The 16,181-nt window shown below is 44.1% G+C and carries 17 protein-coding genes and 1 tRNA gene; 11 read left to right on the forward strand and 7 right to left on the reverse strand.

What is annotated here, in order from left to right:
* From secF to PLH26_RS03225, 3 genes are all read left to right on the forward strand, one after another.
* Positions 1–1,518 (forward strand): protein translocase subunit SecF (secF, locus tag PLH26_RS03215; protein ID WP_324584543.1); only part of this gene is annotated, 1,518 nt, incomplete at its 5' end.
* Between the two features lie 129 nt (positions 1,519–1,647).
* Positions 1,648–2,727: a bifunctional diaminohydroxyphosphoribosylaminopyrimidine deaminase/5-amino-6-(5-phosphoribosylamino)uracil reductase RibD gene (gene ribD / locus PLH26_RS03220; protein WP_324584544.1), complete on the forward strand. Its 1,080-nt coding sequence runs from the start codon at positions 1,648–1,650 to the stop codon at positions 2,725–2,727.
* A 52-nt stretch (positions 2,728–2,779) separates the two neighbouring features.
* Complete coding sequence (locus tag PLH26_RS03225) at positions 2,780–3,379, forward strand: IMPACT family protein (protein ID WP_324584545.1); 600 nt, start codon at positions 2,780–2,782, stop codon at positions 3,377–3,379.
* 83 nt (positions 3,380–3,462) lie between these two features.
* Here PLH26_RS03225 and PLH26_RS03230 read toward each other — a convergent pair whose 3' ends face one another.
* Together PLH26_RS03230 and PLH26_RS03235 are read right to left on the reverse strand one after the other, a co-directional pair.
* Entirely contained in the window at positions 3,463–4,116 is a 654-nt protein-coding gene (locus PLH26_RS03230; RefSeq protein WP_324584546.1) for a trimeric intracellular cation channel family protein, read from the reverse strand.
* A gap of 163 nt (positions 4,117–4,279) precedes the next feature.
* On the reverse strand, positions 4,280–4,930 hold the full coding sequence (locus tag PLH26_RS03235; RefSeq protein ID WP_324584547.1) for a metal-dependent transcriptional regulator: 651 nt from the start codon (positions 4,928–4,930) through the stop codon (positions 4,280–4,282).
* 197 nt (positions 4,931–5,127) lie between these two features.
* Between PLH26_RS03235 and PLH26_RS03240 the strand changes: the two genes are divergently transcribed.
* Together PLH26_RS03240 and PLH26_RS03245 are read left to right on the forward strand one after the other, a co-directional pair.
* A complete protein-coding gene (locus tag PLH26_RS03240; protein WP_324584548.1) occupies positions 5,128–7,389 on the forward strand; it encodes a TonB-dependent receptor in 2,262 nt (753 codons plus the stop codon).
* 110 nt (positions 7,390–7,499) lie between these two features.
* Positions 7,500–7,573: transfer RNA gene (locus tag PLH26_RS03245), tRNA-Arg, on the forward strand.
* A gap of 322 nt (positions 7,574–7,895) precedes the next feature.
* Here PLH26_RS03245 and PLH26_RS03250 read toward each other — a convergent pair.
* The 3 genes from PLH26_RS03250 to traM are packed head-to-tail and all read right to left on the reverse strand — an operon-like array spanning position 7,896 to position 9,360.
* Positions 7,896–8,210 carry a helix-turn-helix domain-containing protein gene (locus PLH26_RS03250; protein ID WP_324584549.1) on the reverse strand — a complete coding sequence of 105 codons (315 nt, stop codon included), beginning with the start codon at positions 8,208–8,210 and terminating at the stop codon, positions 7,896–7,898.
* A 42-nt stretch (positions 8,211–8,252) separates the two neighbouring features.
* Positions 8,253–9,050, reverse strand: coding sequence for a hypothetical protein (locus PLH26_RS03255; RefSeq protein WP_324584550.1), 798 nt, complete (start codon positions 9,048–9,050; stop codon positions 8,253–8,255).
* Complete coding sequence (traM, locus tag PLH26_RS21700) at positions 9,031–9,360, reverse strand: conjugative transposon protein TraM (protein WP_502876360.1); 330 nt, start codon at positions 9,358–9,360, stop codon at positions 9,031–9,033. The genes PLH26_RS03255 and traM overlap by 20 nt, the downstream gene beginning before the upstream one ends.
* Between traM and PLH26_RS03260 the strand changes: the two genes are divergently transcribed.
* The 6 genes from PLH26_RS03260 (at position 9,320) to PLH26_RS03285 (ending at position 14,756) form a co-directional block, all read left to right on the forward strand.
* Positions 9,320–10,165, forward strand: a complete 846-nt coding sequence (locus PLH26_RS03260) for a hypothetical protein (RefSeq protein WP_324584551.1) — start codon at positions 9,320–9,322, stop codon at positions 10,163–10,165. The genes traM and PLH26_RS03260 overlap by 41 nt on opposite strands.
* On the forward strand, positions 10,144–11,544 hold the full coding sequence (locus PLH26_RS03265) for a glycohydrolase toxin TNT-related protein (RefSeq protein ID WP_324584552.1): 1,401 nt from the start codon (positions 10,144–10,146) through the stop codon (positions 11,542–11,544). The genes PLH26_RS03260 and PLH26_RS03265 overlap by 22 nt, the downstream gene beginning before the upstream one ends.
* Positions 11,541–11,813, forward strand: coding sequence for a hypothetical protein (locus PLH26_RS03270; protein ID WP_324584553.1), 273 nt, complete (start codon positions 11,541–11,543; stop codon positions 11,811–11,813). The genes PLH26_RS03265 and PLH26_RS03270 overlap by 4 nt, the downstream gene beginning before the upstream one ends.
* 186 nt (positions 11,814–11,999) lie before the next feature.
* Entirely contained in the window at positions 12,000–12,578 is a 579-nt protein-coding gene (locus PLH26_RS03275; RefSeq protein ID WP_324584554.1) for an REP-associated tyrosine transposase, read from the forward strand.
* A 101-nt stretch (positions 12,579–12,679) separates the two neighbouring features.
* Positions 12,680–13,429, forward strand: coding sequence for a zinc-binding dehydrogenase (locus PLH26_RS03280; protein ID WP_502876361.1), 750 nt, complete (start codon positions 12,680–12,682; stop codon positions 13,427–13,429).
* A 31-nt stretch (positions 13,430–13,460) separates the two neighbouring features.
* Positions 13,461–14,756, forward strand: coding sequence for a PHP domain-containing protein (locus PLH26_RS03285; RefSeq protein WP_324584555.1), 1,296 nt, complete (start codon positions 13,461–13,463; stop codon positions 14,754–14,756).
* Between the two features lie 327 nt (positions 14,757–15,083).
* Here the strand turns inward: PLH26_RS03285 and PLH26_RS03290 are convergent, their stop codons facing one another.
* The gene (locus PLH26_RS03290; RefSeq protein ID WP_324584556.1) at positions 15,084–15,554 is read right to left on the reverse strand and encodes an L-rhamnose mutarotase; all 471 of its coding nucleotides are present in this window, start codon (positions 15,552–15,554) and stop codon (positions 15,084–15,086) included.
* 54 nt (positions 15,555–15,608) lie between these two features.
* Positions 15,609–16,160 carry an alpha-L-fucosidase gene (locus PLH26_RS03295; RefSeq protein ID WP_324584557.1) on the reverse strand — a complete coding sequence of 184 codons (552 nt, stop codon included), beginning with the start codon at positions 16,158–16,160 and terminating at the stop codon, positions 15,609–15,611.
* Positions 16,161–16,181 lie beyond the last annotated feature (21 nt).

Consider the following 16,181-nt stretch of genomic DNA (forward strand, 5'->3'; position numbering starts at 1 on the left):
AAAGGCGGCGCCATGTCGTTCGTCATTTCTTTTGCGGTAATATTTGCCCTGATGTTATTGTATTTTAATACCAGCGGCTGGATCGCCAATATAACATTGATACTGAACCTGTTTTTTACCATTGGTGTTCTAAGCGGTTTGGGCGCCACATTAACTTCAGCAAGTATTGCGGCGCTGGTGCTCGCCATAGGAATGGCAGTAGATACCAATGTGATCATATTTGAACGCATCAAGGAAGAAATAACCTGGGGGCGAAGTTATGCCATGGCTGTAGATCATGGATACAACCGGTCATTGCCGCCTGTGCTCGATGCGCACGTTACCACATTATTGACTGCTATCATCCTGTATATTTTTGGTATGGGTCCTATTAAAGGTTTTGCCACCACGCAGATTATTGCCGTGGTACTGAACCTGTTTTGTGGGATCCTTATCGCCAGACTGGTTTCCGAATGGTGGACAAACAAAAAAGGCCGCCACTTCGAATACTTCACTAAATTGTCCCGTATCATATTCAAAAAGGCGCATTTCAAGTTCGTGGAGGCACGTAAGTATGCGTATGCCATCTCTGTAGTGGTATTTATTTTTGGAATAGGGTCTTTCTTTTACGGGTTTGATGAAGGAGTGGAATATAAGGGCGGAAGGAGCTATACCATCCATTTTGATCATCCCCAGGAAAACGATGATGTAAAGAATGCTTTGCAAAAAGTTTTTGGAGAGTACCCGGTGGTGAAAACAGTTGGTGATGCACGCACCCTCAACATTACAACATCTTTCCAGAAAGAGAATCCTTCCCGTACGGCAGATTCTTTGGTTGAAGCAACTTTATATGGCGGGCTTAAGCCATTTTTGGCTGAAGGCACTTCTCCTTCAGATTTTAAGAAGGTATACCTGCAGAGCTCGCAGAGCGTTCAGCCTTCCATTTCGGAAGACCTGAAGCGCGGCGCAGTAACCGCTACGGTTGTGTCTATAATTCTTATTTTCTTTTATATCTTTCTTCGCTTCCGCGACTGGAGATTTTCACTCGGCACCATCTTTTCACTGGTGCACGACGTATTTGTTACACTGGCAGTGTTCTCCTTTTTCAGGCATATTATGCCCTTCCCGCTTGAAATTGACCAGCACTTTATTGCGGCGATATTAACCGTGGTAGGATTTTCAATGAACGATACCGTGGTAGTATTTGACAGGATACGCGAATACAGCAGAACGATGAAAGGAGAAAGCAAGCCCCGAATCATTGATGCCGCCATTAACGATACGTTAAGCCGTACCGTAATGACTTCTGTAACCGTGTTTATTGTATTGCTGGTTTTATTCATTTTTGGCGGGGAAGTAACCAGAGGATTTTCTTTTGCCATGCTCATCGGGGTAGTAACAGGTATTTACTCATCAATATTTGTAGCCGCGCCAATATTGGTTGATTTTGCAAAAGACAAGCCTTTGGGCAAGTTAACGCCGGAAGAAACAAAACAGCAGCGGGCTAAAGCAAAGCAGTCTGCTGCCGCCGCGCATTAATAAAAACCTTTTTTATACACCAGACCCCGGGTAATCAGTCCGGGGTTTTTTATTGTATTATTGCCCGTTAACTTAACCGTAGCTTAGTTTTGTGATGAGTATATTGCAAATTATTTAATTGAACAGTTATTGACTATTGAGGAACAATACATGTACCGTTGTGTTCAGCTGGCAGAGGCTGGTGTGGGGCATGTTGCGCCTAACCCGGTGGTTGGTGCTGTACTGGTGCACGGCAACCGCATAATAGGAGAAGGCTGGCACCGGCAGTATGGCATGCCGCATGCTGAGGTGAACTGTATTGCATCGGTAAAAAAAGATGACCTGCACCTTATTGATAAAAGTGTAATGTACGTATCGCTCGAACCCTGCGCGCATTATGGCAAAACCCCGCCCTGCGCCGATCTGATCGTACAACATCGGATCCCCAGGGTGGTAATAGGTTGCCGGGATCCTTTTCGGGAAGTAAACGGAAAGGGTATAGAAAAGCTCGCAGCGGCAGGTATAGCCGTTACAACAGGGGTATTGGAAAAAGAATGCCGGCAACTGAATAAGCGGTTCTTTACTTTTCACGAACAACGCACGCCTTATATCATACTTAAATGGGCACAAAGCAGTGATGGGGCTATAGCCCAGGCTGATGGCACTGCTGTTCAGATCAGCAATGCATACAGCAGCAGGCTGGTTCACCGCTGGCGCAGTGAGGAAGCGGCCATTTTGGTGGGAACCCGAACCGCATTGCTTGACGACCCTGCCTTAACCGTACGGTTATGGCAGGGCAGGAACCCTTTAAGGCTGGTTGTTGACAGGGGACTGAAGCTGCCTGCTTCTTTACGCTTGTTTGATGACAGTGCCCCGACTGTTGTTTTCAATGAAATAAAAGGTACATTATCATCAGATGGAAATAATGTTTTTACAGGTGCAGACAACTGGTTTTACCGGATTAAAAGTGATATAAATGTTATTGACGAGCTTATGAGCGCGTTGTTTCATTTGAACATTCAGAGCGTGCTGGTAGAGGGTGGTGCAAGACTATTGCAATCTTTTGTAAACGAAAGCCGGTGGAATGAAGCAAGGATCATTACCAATGAAACATTGCGTATTCCCGGAGGTATTAAAGCACCGGAACTTGCCCGGGCGCAAAAGGTAAAGGAAGAGCATTTGTTTTCCGACAGGATTGAGCATTATACTAATCCTTTATTATCTGTTTAAATATTTGTTGTATTATACGGCGGAAGCGATCTATAAGGATAATAATAAGCGTATGGATTTTTATTACACCGTTGAGCAAAAGGCAACAGCAGAATTTAAAGACAGGGGAAGCAGGTTTATTGCCTGCCTGATCCCGCTTGCGTCGGTTGGTGATTTTAAAAAAGCGCTGGAGGCTGTTAAAAAGGAGTACCCGAAAGCTACTCATTATTGTTTTGCCTACCGGGTTGGATTGGATGGAAATAATTTCCGCTCCAGTGATGATGGTGAACCCTCGGGAACTGCCGGAAAACCTGTTCTTGGTCTTTTGGAAAGCAGGCAGCTTACCAATGTGCTGATCGTTGTGGTTCGTTATTTCGGGGGTACTTTGCTGGGCGTGCCGGGCTTGATCAATGCCTATCGCTCGGCAGCCGCGCTGGCGCTCCAAACCGTACCTGTTGTGCAAAAAGCTATTGAAAGGATCTGTAAACTGCAATTTGATTATACGATTATAAACAGCGTTATGACAGTTATTAAGCAGTATAATTGCAATATAGCAGAACAGCAATTGCAATTGTTTTGCAGCATGACAATTGGCATACCGAAAAACAGGCTCGAAGAAGTGCTGTTCAAATTAAAAGAAATCAGGGGTTTGGAACTAACCGCCGAAGACTGAAGTACGGGGAGGAAGAGTGTGAGAATGATGAAATGTATGCACTATGAGGTAAATGGCGTATCCGGAAAAGCAGGTACAGCCGCTTACTGCCCGCGTTTCACTTCTCCTGCCTCGCTTTCTTCTTCCCTGAAAACGGGCAGGTTCCAGTGATAGCGCAATGCCAAAGAGCGCAGGCTAAAACACAGGGTAATGCCTGTTAAGGATACTGCAGTATCCGGCCATTTGAAATATTCGCCCACCACCACTACTATAGAACCTGCGAGCGCGGCGGAAGCATATATTTCTTTCCGGAAAATAACGGGAATACGATTGAGCAGTACATCGCGCAGCACACCCCCGCCTACCGCAGTCATCATGCCCAGCAGGATGGCCACCTCAGCATTATGACCATACAAAAGCGCTTTGTAACTGCCTGAAACAGCAAATAACGACAAGCCCAATGTATCGAACAGCAAAACAGGGTGATGCAGCCGTTTTACCCATGAATACAAACCCATAGTCATTGATGCCGCCATCATAGCGGTTACCAGGTAGCGCCAGTCGTACAATCCAACCGGCGGGATGGCGCCGATGCACAGGTCGCGGATTATTCCTCCTCCGCAGGCAACGGTAAAGGCAACGGCAAAAATACCAAAGAGATCCAGCCCCCTGTGCTTTGCTGCAACAGCGCCACTGATCGCAAAGGCAAAAGTGCCGGCAAGGTCAAGCAGGTTATATATGGTCTGAAATTCAAACATGAGGGAGCTGAGATTTGGAATTTGACATTTAAGATTTTGGTTCGGTGCAGACCGGCATTTCACTTCGGATCTCGAAAGCCGGTATTCCGGTTTGATGTTTGAATTGTATTTGTTATTACCTTTTTTAATTCGTATTCCGAAACTTCAATATCCGGGTTCCATCTTATACTACCAGTAAATTCCGGCATACGGTAAAGCTTAAAATGGTTTTGTTTTTGTTGTTCAGTTTTACCCCCATTGATCTATCAAATTCCTGTATTTCTTTTATTTCAATAGAAGCGCCGAGTGTAAGCCCAAGCGAATCGAGGAGCTGTAGAAAAGAGGCATCGTGATTGGCCACACCTGCTAACTTATAAACTGTATTGATTTGCCCGTCAGACAAAGGGAATGATTTGTACACCGGCAATTTTCCATTGGCATCCGGAATCGGCTCGCCATGCGGATCAAATTGCGGGCTACCAAGCATTTCGTTGATACGGTCAAAAAACCTGTCGGACCGGATATGTTCGATCTGTTCAGCGATATCATGTACCTCCTCCCATCCGAGGCCCATCACTTCCGATAAGAAAAGTTCCGTTAGCCTGTGTTTGCGTAAAATATACAGTGCCTGCTTCTTTCCTTTTTCGGTAAGCTCAATGGCCTTGTATTTTTCATACCTGATGAATTTTTTTTCAGCCAGCTTTTTTACCATGCTGTTTACCGTAGGCATTTTGATGTTCAGGCTTTCCGCAATGTTTTTGACCGAAATCTCCTGGTTTTCCAGGGCAAGCCGGTAAAGCGCCTTCAGATAATTTTCTTCCGTGAGTGAAACCATCCGGTAAAGATAAAAGATTCTGTTGTTTACCCCGCATCCTCAAAGGCAATAATCGGGGGTACACTACCTGGCTTATCCAATCGCAAAGAGAGATCCGTGCGGTGTTCAGGAGCGGTCTTTTGGAGAAATAAAATTAGTGAAATAATTTTGTTAGATCAATCTAACTTATTATTTTTGATAAACTTAATTTTATCGTTATGTTGAGAAGTATGCTTACGGTTTGCGGACTTGTGCTGTGCATGGTGCTTTTTGCACAACAGGAGCAGGTATTAAAAGGAAGAGTGACGGCGGCAGCCAAACCGGTAAGCGGTGCAACAGTAAAAGCGGAGCGAACCCGCTTTGGCGCGGTTACCGATACGGCAGGTTATTTTAGTATGGTTTTGCCTTCCAAAGGAAACTTTATCCTGAAAATATCTGCTGTGGGCTATGCAACCGTAATGCGGCAGATCAACATGCAAACTACCGCGGATTCCATTCACACCATTGAGCTGCAAACCGTTGCAGCCGACCTGTCGGAAATCGTAGTTACGGGAACCATGAAGGAAGTAAGCCGTATGCAAAGCCCTGTACCGGTTGAGGTGATCACCCCCAAACTCTTCCGGAAAAACCCGGCGCCCAGCCTTTTTGAAGCCATTGGCATGGTTAACGGGGTAAAGCCGCAACTGAACTGCAATGTTTGCAATACCGGAGACATACACATCAACGGCATGGAGGGACCATATACCATGATCCTGATAGACGGGATGCCCATCGTAAGCGCTTTATCGACCGTGTACGGACTCAACGGCATTCCCAACAGCATTGTTGAACGCATTGAAGTGGTGAAGGGTCCGGGCTCTTCCTTATATGGTTCTGAAGCCATGGGCGGCATTATCAATATAATTACCAAAAATCCGCTCAAAGCGCCCATCGTAAGCGCTGACGTATTTGCCACTTCCTGGCAGGAATACAGTGCCGATGCTTCAGCTAAATTTAAAACCGGTAAGGTTACCGGGCTGGCCGGCATCAATTATTTCAATTACCAGCACCCGGCAGATAGAAATAAAGACGGGTTCACGGATCTCACCCTGCAGGATCGTATGTCCGTATTTAATAAATGGAACGTGGAAAGAAAAGACAACCGGATGGCAAGCCTTGCTTTAAGGTATGTGTGGGAAAACCGGTGGGGCGGGCAAATGGAGTGGAACAGGAGCTGGCGTGGCAGCGATAGTATTTACGGTGAAAGCATATACACCAACCGCTGGGAGCTTATTGGTATGTACCAGTTGCCCGTAAAAGAAAAAATAACGGCACAGTTTTCTTACAACCGGCACCAGCAGGATTCGTGGTATGGTACTATCCCGTATATGGCCGAACAGCAGGTGCTGTTTGCACAAATGTTCTGGGACAAGCAGTGGGGGAGCCGGCATAATTTTTTACTGGGAGGGTCGTACCGGCACACCTTTTATGATGACAATACACCGGCCACTGCAACGGCCGATGGATCAAAGAATGCCGCCACGCATACACCATTGCCAGGTATTTTTGTGCAGGACGAGTGGATGACCGGCGAAAAAAGCACTTTGCTAACAGGCTACCGCTACGATTATAATAAGCATCATGGTAGTGTTCACTCGCCACGGGTAGCGTATAAATTTTCACCCAATAGCCAAAATACTTTCAGAGCCAGCTTTGGCACGGGCTACCGCGTGGTCAATTTGTTTACAGAAGATCATGCGGCTTTAACCGGCGCAAGGGAGGTAGTGATCACAGCGTCGCTCAATCCCGAAAGGTCTTATAACGGCAACCTGAACTATGTATTAAAAATTCCCATGCAAAATGCCTTCGCGGGCCTGGACGTAACCGGCTTTTATTCCTATTTTACCAATAAGATCGTGGGGGATTTTGATACAGACCCGCGCAGGATCATTTATGATAACCTTAAAGGACACGCGGTATCACGGGGTGTGGCGCTGAATGCCGAAATTACTTTTGCTTTTCCTTTAAAAATATTAGCGGGGATAACGTATATGAACGTGTATTCGGTAGAAGACCGGTTGAATATGCCCCGTAAAAACATTCAGCTCAATGCACCGGAATGGTCGGGGAATTTTGTGCTAAGCTATACATTGCCTTACCAGTTCGGCATAGATCTTACAGGCAAGTGGGATGGGCCGATGCGTCTGCCCGTTTTGCCCAATGACTACCGGCCGGAGTATTCGCCCTGGTTTTGCATAGCCAACCTGCAACTTACCAAAAAGCTCAGCAATGGGCTGGAGTTGTACGGCGGAATAAAAAACCTTTTCAATTTTGTGCCGGAAGATCCTGTCATGCGGTCGTTTGATCCTTTTAATAAATATATAAACGATCCGGTAGCCAACCCTTACGGCTATACTTTTGATCCTTCATACAATTATGCGCCGTTGCAGGGAATAAGAGGTTTTTTAGGCATCCGGTATACTTTGTTTAAGCAGGTGTGAGGTATAAGGCATTAGATGGCGCCTGCCGGGATCCTCCTGATTTGTTTATGATTCTTTTGGCTTTTCTATGTGGCCGGCTTATCTTTGCCGCCCGGATATAAAAAACGCCCGGCCCCGTAGCTCAACTGAATAGAGCACTTGACTACGGATCAAGAGGTTTTAGGTTTGAATCCTAACGGGGTCACTGATTTTCAATTAGTTATAGAGAAATTTTAAATAATAAATTTGTTTAAGATTTCTCTATTTTTTTGCCAAACTGTTACCATTTTTGACCCTGAAAAAGACGTGCTTTTTACTCCAAAAATCTTCGATTTTCAAAATTTGCCTAACATGAGCTACCCAATGCCGGTAAACCTATCTTAATCTTGCTTATCTACCATCCTGAAAAGAACTATTGTTGTGCGTAGAGCAGTTAACGATTAAAGCTACTTTATTTTCATTATTTCGTGAGCGTATAAAAAAACCTGCCGGGATAAGCAGGTTGTAAAGTTCACCACGAACATTATTTATTCTATTGCTGAAAACCGTCTACTGAATTTATACGGCCCGATCTTTTTCGTTTTGATATACGCAATTACTTCCGAACGAATAAAATAAACCCGGCCTCTTTGTTTATGAAAAGGCAAACCTCTTTTCATCCAGTCTGTGAGCGTAACTAATGAAATATCCAAAATGCCGGCAATATCGCTGCGGGAAACAAAGGATTCATTATTCCCAACATCTGTTTTATTGGTTGCCTTTAAATCTTCCAGGCATTCTTTTATCGCTTCTTTTACCCATCGCTTAATATCATTCTCATTAGGAACAAATAAAGTTTCCATACCACCACATTTTCTTTTTCCACAAACCGTAACGGAAATATTTCAACAACTACTTTTAAACTTCACCGACCCTCCCCCAATTTCTCCATTCTTCCCCGGATTATCCACCCTCTCAAATTTTAGTAATGCTTCCATGATACTGTTACCGGATGCTATTACCTGATCCTTATGTCCATTTTCAAACTGTTCGGCTAATTCTTTACCGATATACTGTTTCTCCACCAGTTGTTCAGTTGGTATCCGCTCTTTGTTTTGATCGTACACATTCAATGCGCCCAGGGTAATACTGGGCGATATATACAACTTTTCTTCACTACCATCGCTACCAACAAAAGTTGCTTTCTGCAAATTGCCCCGGTGCAGGGAATCAATCAATGATTGCTTGTATTGTTCGTTGGCCAGTTCTTTTATCGGATATTTTGAAAGCACATTTTCCAGATCAAACCCATAATTTTTGGTGTATTGTTTCATTTCAAAGTTGCCGTTATCAAGTTTCTTTTTAAAGTTCAGCTTATTCCAGGCCTCATATTCGTTACCTTCTTTGCTTACCAGATTTTTGTAAACAGGACGGCCATCAAGCAGGTTATAGCCTTCCTTTAATGTGTATTTGATATCCTGCTTTGCTTTTTGTTCTCCATTTTCTTCACCGTTGCCGGCTACCTTTCTTGAGGTAATGTAATAGGTCTGTTTTACCGAATCCGTCCGGCCATCCTTTTGTAATTGCAAGTCAAACTTGTTGAGAAAATAATAATCTGATGTAGCGGATTTTTTTAAATGCAGGTTTGCAGTTACCTGGTCACCGTCATAATTCTTTTTAAATTCATGTTGTATCAACGGCACACCTTGTATTGTTTTGATGCCTGATAGTAGTAATGTGAATTGTCAATCGTTCTCCATTGAGTGACGCCATGCCATAAATAAACTGATCTTTAGGAACCATGTCGCCATTGATATAAATATCACTTGCCAGTTGCAGCCTTACCGTAGCCCCATTGACCCGGGTTTGCGTTTCCGGTATAATTGCCTGAACAGCGTTTTGCGTATTTTCTTTACTTGTTACAGCATCATCGAGTGAGTAAAATCTATTACTCTGCTGAAAAGGATTCTCTTTGGTGCTATATATCGTTGTTACAGGTTGTTTTGACGCCACGGGGCTGAACCTGTCGGTTGCCCTTGACGCCTACGGCTTTACGCTCCATTATTTCTATGGCGATTACGACCCCATCAATACGGCAAGGCTGCCTTTTGCCGAGCCCAGCCTGCATGCCAGCCTTGCCTACCGGCCACTGTACAACGGCAATATCAGCAGCACGGCCCACAGCATTCCGCTGCGCTATCTGAACCAGTTGTACAATTACAAGTACGACCAGCTTAACCGCCTGGTAGAAATGGATATGTACCGCGGTCTTGACGGTACCAACAAATGGTCAACGCTGACCATCAGCGACCTGTATAAGGAGCGGTACAGCTACGACGCCAACGGCAATATCCAAACCGTACTGCGCAACAGCCATTTAACGGCCAACCCGCTGATGGACAGCCTCACTTATTTTTATACCGGTGGCACCAACCGTTTGGATCATATCCGCGACCAGTATTTCGAAAGCACCGCACACTCCAACAATTACTCTCCTGCGGTTGACATCAGAGACCAATTAGCAGGCAACTATCAATACGATGCCACCGGCAACCTGAAGAGCAGCGAATGGATGGGTGATGACGATATAAGCTGGAACATTTACGGCAAGGTAGTGGAAGTAGAAAAGCGGGCACTGGCGGGAGTGACAAGCCGTTTTCTTCATTACTATTACGATCCGTCGGGTAATAAGGTGGGAGAAACGGTGCGCCACGGCTCTGGCGGCTCCGCCTATTACAACCATCGCTGGTACGTTCGCGACGCGCAGAGCCTGTCCCGCACACATGCGGGAGCAATGTGCTGGCCACCTACGAAGTGAACAATGTCGCCGGCGCTTCTGCCGGCGCGCTGAAGCTAAAGGAGCACCATATGTACGGAAGCAGTCATTTAGGCATTATCAACCGCGACCAGGATGCGGATGAAGACAAGCTGACGGCGGTTGAGGAAGATAATTTAGGTGACACATATTTGCTTAACTTTACCAGAGGCAACAAGCTCTTTGAGTTAACGAATCATTTGGGTAATGTACTTACGGTGCTGAGTGATAAAAAAACAGGCAGAAAGGCAAGTGACCCCTCCATGATCAGCATTTATGATTTTGACATGGTAACGGCTGCCGACTACACGCCTTTTGGCAGGGTGATGCTGGGGCGTAATTTCGCCTTCCTCTCCCGTTACCGCTACGGCTTCAACGGCAAGGAGATGGACAATGAAGTGAAAGGCGCAGGCAACCTGCTGGACTATGGCAACCGGTTGTATGACCCGCTGGTGGGCAGGTTTATGAGTGTTGACCCACTGACGAAGAAATATCCCTGGTATACCCCGTACCAATTTGCTGGCAATAAACCAATATGGGCAACGGATTTAGATGGTTTAGAAGAGATGCCTACGAATAGAGGCAATGAAGAACATCAAGCTCAAACTACACATGCAACAGTTTCAAGCACGAAAGGCCCGTTTTCGGAAACGGTTAGTAAGACCTGGTTCTGGCATAAAGGGTCAAACGAATATGGTACTAAGTCGGGGTGGTATGAAGGAGAAGATTATAAGCGGTTGGTATGGCCTATTTCGGCTGATTTAGCTGGCTATGCAGATATGTATAAAACACCGGGGATTGGAAAGAATTGGAGCGATGAAGAAAAAGCAAACGTAGCTAATACAAAGCTTGGGCAGTTTATCAGCTCGGGGTTGTCTGAAAAAGAGGTTAAGGGATTTTTAAGCCAGGCGTATAATGTGTCAATGACCCAGGCTGCTAACTCTTCGGGAAGGGCAGAGTTTGCGCCAGTCAATGTGGAAGATTTATTAGTCGTAGGTCAGTTAGTGAAATTAGGAGCGAAGGCACTTCTAGGAGGCGCCACTAAGACGAGTACAGCTTTAGTAACGAAGTATCCAGCTATAGCAGAAGTTACTGGCACCGCGGAAAGTACATTTTTGATGCCGGGTCAAGTGATAGATAGATATGGAGAGTTGGGGGGTAAATGGTTTTCTACTCCTGGCACCTCTTATGGGGCAAGGTCTATCCCACCCGGGTCATCTCCTTATACACAATTTAAAGTATTAAAGCCTTTTGAGGTTCAGAAATCAGTAGCTTCACCTGGTATGTTTAGTGGTCAAACTGGTTTTGGTATTCAGTTCCAATCACCTGTTGGTGCAGACATACTTATTAAAAGAGGAATTATAGAGCCATTTAAGCCATGACAATACAAGAATTATATATTACACTGAAAGAGTTTGGAATACCTGAAGATAAGTATTATTTACATGGTCTTTATGGTTCTACCAATGACGATGATAAGCTCTCCCTGATTATTCGGAAGGGGGTATATTCTGTAGAATACGAAGTTTACTTTAAGGAGCGAGGAGAAAAACATTCGATAAGAATATTTACAAACGAAGACGAAGCTTGCCAGTATTTGTATAAGCGTCTTAAAGAAAATAAAGAAATAGAAGATAAATACTCAACGTAAAATCCGGTGCACTGCAACTTCCACGAACCTTCTATAATAAGCCCCGCTCTGGCGCAGGTCTGTAGTGGTGGCGTTGTGCGATAGCCGACCTGTTGCCTGGGTATTACTTGTTTTATAATAATTGCAGATTATATTTTTTTTGTATTGGGCTGAAATAAATTAATAACTTTAGAAAAACTGCAAACCATGAGCACCAAATACAAATTTACCGATAAGGCAGCTACCTATTTCACAACCTCAACTATAGTAGGCTGGATAGATATTTTTACAAGAGATCTGTACAGGGATATACTTTTAGACAGCTTCAGATTCTGTCAAAAAAACCAGGGATTACAAATGCATGCATGGGTTTTAATGACCAATCATTTTCATCTCATATATTCGTGTGCAGTCAATTATGACCCAGCTATAGTTCTTAAGAATATAAAAAGTTACACTGCTTTAAAAATAATTGATGCTATTATCAGGAATCCAGGGGAAAGTAGGAAAGAATGCCTGCCTGCCGGCGAGGCAGGGATATTAGAAACATTCAGGCAATACGGCGAAGCAAAAAAATCCAATCATCAATATCAATTCTGGCAACATGAGAACCATCCTATATTATTAGATAATGCGGAAATGCTTGAGCAAAGAACAACTTACCTTCATGAAAACCCGGTTCGGGCCGGTTTTGTTGAATTGGCAGAACACTGGAAATATAGTAGTGCAACGGATTATTACACAAAAAACAAGAAAGGACTATTGGAAATAATGAGCGTATATTGATAAAAACTTAGTAACAGCAAGGCACAGGTCTGGCTGAACACATAGCAACGCTACCAGACCTGCGCCAGTGCGGAGGTATTAGGAAGGAAAAATGTCCAACGGTGCTTGGACATGAAATAGTTGGGGAAATCGAAATGATAGAAAGCAGCCACGGTCACCAGGATTACCAGGGCCGGCAATTGAATATCGGGGATATTATTACCTGGACAATTTTTGCAAGTGATCCGCTTTCTTCGAACGCGCTTGACGGCATGCCGCAAAAGGGAGATAATCTTTTTAAATATGGACACGGATTGGTTGACGGGAATGATGCTTTCCACGGTGAGTTGGGTGAATATTGCTTTATAAAAAGGGGATCATGCATATTGAAGATTCCTGCCGCATTGCCTTTATCCATTGCCGCCACTATTAATTGTGCCATTGCCACCTCGGCTGGTGCTATCCGGCTTGCCGGAAGTTTGAAAAATAAGAATATTGTCATTTTTGGTATGGGAACACCCGGTGTTACTTGTGCAGTAATGTGTAAAGATGCCGGGGCAGCGTGGGTAGGCGCCGCAGATATTGAGAATAAAAGAATACAGGATGCACTTTTGTTCGGAGCCGTTGAGTCCGTAAATATTAAAGATGAACAAAAAATCCCTGGAAAATTTAATTCAAATTTTTTTACGAAGCACATAGATGTAGTATTTGACATGAGCGGTTCTGCGGATGCTATGGAAAACGGCTTGTCTATGCTTGCTGTAGAAGGAGTAGCTGTTTGGGTAGGAGCAGTATTCCTTTTTCCCATACCACAAGGGTTGATTGATGCCAATCTTACCAAAGAAATGCCTCAAAACCCCGGTTATAATTAAAATTCCGGTTATCAATTATAAAAAAGCGATTATGATGATCAAAAAATATTTAACAATTTTACCTGCTTGCTTTGTACTTGCGATTTTCTCTTTTTCCAACGCTGCCAATACAAAGAAAAAAAGCTTTGTCGTCAGCAATCCCTATGAACATATCACCTGGGAGACGATCCAGCGGCATAAGGCCAATCTTCATGCGCATACACTTCAAAGTGACGGATACCATAAGTTGAAGACGGTGACAGAAACTTATAAAAAAGCAGGATATTCCATTCTTTCGATTACCGACCACGACTGGAACTGGCCCAATGCCCGTTTGAGCTGGGGGCTCATTTCAGAAGAAGAAGCGAGTCCTTATCCATTAGGTAAATTGCCGGAAAATTTTCCGGCCAACACCACCTGGCCCTGGAAAAATTATGGTTCGCCTTCGCCGGAGGCGCTGGGTATGGTAGGCATCGAGGGGGGAGAGCTGACCTTTCGCCATCACATGGGCAGTTATTTTTCTGACTATGGTGTATGGTACAACAGAACCGGAAGCAGGGCGCCTTATGGGGGCATCGTGGACGACACCGGTCGCGAAATATTTGAAGAAGATCAACTGATCGGGATAAAAAAGAAAGGCGGTCTGGCTATAATGAATCACCCCGGCATACCCTCTAAATTCGAATGGTTTGAACGCAAATCACTTGATTGGTATGTGGAACTGTTTAAAAACATTACACCCGATTGCCTGGTGGGCATGGAAATCACCAACAACACACCGGAAACAGAAACATATGATGAAGGTCTTTGGGATCAGTTGCTGGCAAGGTTTATGCCTGGCCGGCCAGTATGGGGATTTGGCAATGACGATATGCATACGTTTGAAATAGGGCGAAAAGGCGACCATGGCGGCGGTAGCAAAAATACATTTACGGTTTTTCTGCTCGATACATTAACGCAGGCTTCTGTACGGGAGGCAATGGAAAATGGAAGCTTTTACTTCTGCAAATCTTCCCGGCAGAGCAACCTTCAATTTAATGACATTGATTTGTTTCCGTCCATACAGCATATAAAAGTTGATAAAAATAGAGGCACGATAACTGTTGACGCAACAAACTTTGATCAGGTCCGCTGGATTTCTTCACCTGCATCCCTGCAGCCGGTTGAAGACTATAAAAAAAGTAATAAACCCTGGCCACCCGGCAGGCTGGTACACGATGGACTAATTTTAAACTATAAAAAAACGAAAGGTATAAAGAACTACGTCAGGCTGGAATTGGAAAGAAAAATTAACGGGCATTCCTATCGCACATTTTCCAATCCAATTGGTATCGCAGTAAAAGAATAAAATGACGCTTCCGGTGTTTTAAATTCAATGATATCCATAGATTTTCTTAAACAAGAGCGGAACAGGAACGAGTAAATGAATTTTTTTGAAAATAACAGGGTGCAGTTTAATTACTGCTTCCTGTTTCTTCAGTTAACCTTATATCTTTTTTTCCAACCTAAGTGAACGGGGATTTTACTGATTTTACCGTTTCCTACGATGTGGTTCAGCAAGTTGTTTCGGTTGTATCCACGCTTTCCAGAATATTTCCAACTTACAGGTTCACGCATCAGGAATTTTAAAGTTTCCTGATATCAGCGTTTACCCTGCAGCATAATGCTTTTGGATTCAATCGTAATGAAACACTTCTTCCATCGCGGTCCAGGTTTCGCCTTTTGCCGCCGCATCCGGAAGTGGTATTTGCGTTGGTGCTGTTTCCTTCCACCAGCGTTGTGTGGCAGTATCTGCAGCCATCTTTTTCATGTCGCCGGTAAAATCATTGCCGGTATATTCGAAATAACTGAACAGGTAGGGCTTATTGTCAATCTCTTTTACATAAATGGAGTAGTTGCGGATATTACATTCCGCTATCTTTTTCAAAACGTCAGGCCATACTGCTGCATGCAGTGCTTTGTAATAAGCAAGTTTTTCGGATTTCAGACCGGTAATCATTCCGTAGCGTTCAATCTTTGCCGATTCTTTTTTAACAGGCAGATCAGGGTTGTGCTCTGTTGCATCCTTTTGCAATGCAGGGTTACAGGCTGCCGGGAAAACAAGTATTGCGCATGCTGATATAAGTATGGTTGTCAGTATTTTCATTTTTATATTATTTTTTGAAGTCAGATCTGTATTCCGGATGCCAGTTAGCGCCCTTTATTTTATAACAGGTATATTTTCGGCACTGCCATCCAGTTCCAGTACAACAATATAGTTTGTTTTACCCGCAAGTGTACCGGGAAGCAATACACGAAAGGCTTTATCTCCCTTTTCAATGGAAACCTTTTCACCTTTCATCGTATAGGCTTTGATGATATTGCGGCCTGAAATATTCTTTAAAGTAATTACAGCCGTATCGGTATTCAGCACATGCAGGAAAATTTTATTTTCCTTACGGGTTGTAGCATAATCAGATTCGGGCTCATAAGGTCCCCCCTTTGTATTGTATATAGCTTCGCCGTTGAGTTTTAGCCAGTTGCCGACCTCTTGTAAACGGTTTGCCTGTCTTGCTTCAATACGGCCATCAGGCATGGGCCCAACGTTCAATAAAAGATTTCCGTTGCCACCTGCTGCTTTGGAAAGAATGTTCAGGCATTGTTGCAACGTTTTCATCTTATCATTCGGTTTCCAGGACCATTGCCCCTTTGTTTCAAGGCTTAAAAACGCTGCCGAAAGAAAAAGAAAGATGAATATTTTTTTGCAGTGCATGGTATTTATTTTATTTTATGA

The sequence above is a fragment of the Agriterribacter sp. genome, assembly GCF_035444585.1.
In the GTDB taxonomy this organism is placed as follows: Bacteria; Bacteroidota; Bacteroidia; order Chitinophagales; family Chitinophagaceae; genus Agriterribacter.

Excerpts from the sequence above, each read along its gene's own strand:
- PLH26_RS03250 (WP_324584549.1), bottom strand. The coding sequence starts at position 8,210 with ATGGAAACTTTATTTGTTCCTAATGAGAATGATATTAAGCGATGGGTA.
- PLH26_RS03235 (WP_324584547.1), bottom strand. The coding sequence starts at position 4,930 with ATGGTTTCACTCACGGAAGAAAATTATCTGAAGGCGCTTTACCGGCTT.
- PLH26_RS03230 (WP_324584546.1), bottom strand. The coding sequence starts at position 4,116 with ATGTTTGAATTTCAGACCATATATAACCTGCTTGACCTTGCCGGCACT.
- PLH26_RS03240 (WP_324584548.1), top strand. The coding sequence starts at position 5,128 with ATGTTGAGAAGTATGCTTACGGTTTGCGGACTTGTGCTGTGCATGGTG.
- PLH26_RS03270 (WP_324584553.1), top strand. The coding sequence starts at position 11,541 with ATGACAATACAAGAATTATATATTACACTGAAAGAGTTTGGAATACCT.
- PLH26_RS03285 (WP_324584555.1), top strand. The coding sequence starts at position 13,461 with ATGATGATCAAAAAATATTTAACAATTTTACCTGCTTGCTTTGTACTT.
- PLH26_RS03295 (WP_324584557.1), bottom strand. The coding sequence starts at position 16,160 with ATGCACTGCAAAAAAATATTCATCTTTCTTTTTCTTTCGGCAGCGTTT.
- PLH26_RS03275 (WP_324584554.1), top strand. The coding sequence starts at position 12,000 with ATGAGCACCAAATACAAATTTACCGATAAGGCAGCTACCTATTTCACA.
- PLH26_RS03225 (WP_324584545.1), top strand. The coding sequence starts at position 2,780 with ATGGATTTTTATTACACCGTTGAGCAAAAGGCAACAGCAGAATTTAAA.
- PLH26_RS03290 (WP_324584556.1), bottom strand. The coding sequence starts at position 15,554 with ATGAAAATACTGACAACCATACTTATATCAGCATGCGCAATACTTGTT.